The sequence below is a fragment of the Mesorhizobium sp. M7A.F.Ca.MR.148.00.0.0 genome, from assembly GCF_003997735.1.
Lineage (GTDB): Bacteria > Pseudomonadota > Alphaproteobacteria > Rhizobiales > Rhizobiaceae > Mesorhizobium.
Genome location: NZ_RZTB01000326.1, coordinates 1 through 833, shown reverse-complemented (window position 1 = coordinate 833; position 833 = coordinate 1). Strand labels below are relative to the sequence as shown.

The window sequence follows — 833 nt, the reverse complement described above, 5'->3', positions numbered from 1 at the left end:
GACAGCAGGCGGGCGACGCCAAGCCCGATCACCATGCCCATTACGATGCGGATATGCGGGAAAATGTCGTGGGCGGAGGCTATTTCGGTGGCCATATGTCGGCTCTAGCTGGGAGCGCAATAAACGAAGAAGTGGCTAATCCCGCAGGAAGTCATCCATTGAGAGCGGACCGCCTGGCCAAAATCGTCCATCGAGCGCCTGCTTGACTGTGAAGGGAGATTCGCTGGGGAAATGGGCCTTCCTCAAGCCCGTTTCCCTTACCGCTGTCGGCAAAGCGTCTCCGTAAGCCTCGTCGAAAATCTGCGCGGGGTAACGGCGGAGGCTCGGGCTGTCCTTGAGGATATTTCCGATCCAAACGCGCTGTTCGGAGATCCACGCCTGCCAGCTGTGGCATCTGTGGCCCGGTTGAAACTCCCATTTCAGGAGATGTGCGATCAACACCTCCATCCGGCTGCGGATCTCCCGCCTGTCGCTCCTCCCCAAGCTTTCGATCTCCTCGGCTACGTTCTCCCGATCAAGCTCGGAAAGGCGCCCGTCGCGCAACAGCGCTGCCTGTTCGGCGCTCCACTGCGCAAAATCCGTTTCATAGGGCGTAAGCGCCCTGAGGCGATCGATCCTGTTCATGGGGTGTATATTGCCTCAAACCGCGTCGCGTTCAAACGGCTTCGTGCGATGCGCTTTAGGATTGCAAAGATCAAAACAGAAAATACCTCTGCGCCATCGGCAGCACCGTCGCCGGCTCGCAGGTCAAAAGTTCTCCATCGGCCCGGACCTCGTAGGTTTCCGAGTCGACCTCGACATGCGGCGTGGCGTCGTTGAGCACCATCGAATGC

1 protein-coding gene is annotated in these 833 nt (G+C 58.9%); it reads right to left on the bottom strand.

Annotated features, from left to right (window positions below):
• Positions 1 to 135 precede the first annotated feature (135 nt).
• Complete coding sequence (locus tag EOB49_RS34295; protein ID WP_127383532.1) at positions 136 to 624, bottom strand: DUF29 domain-containing protein; 489 nt, start codon at positions 622 to 624, stop codon at positions 136 to 138.
• Positions 625 to 833: the final 209 nt, after the last annotated feature.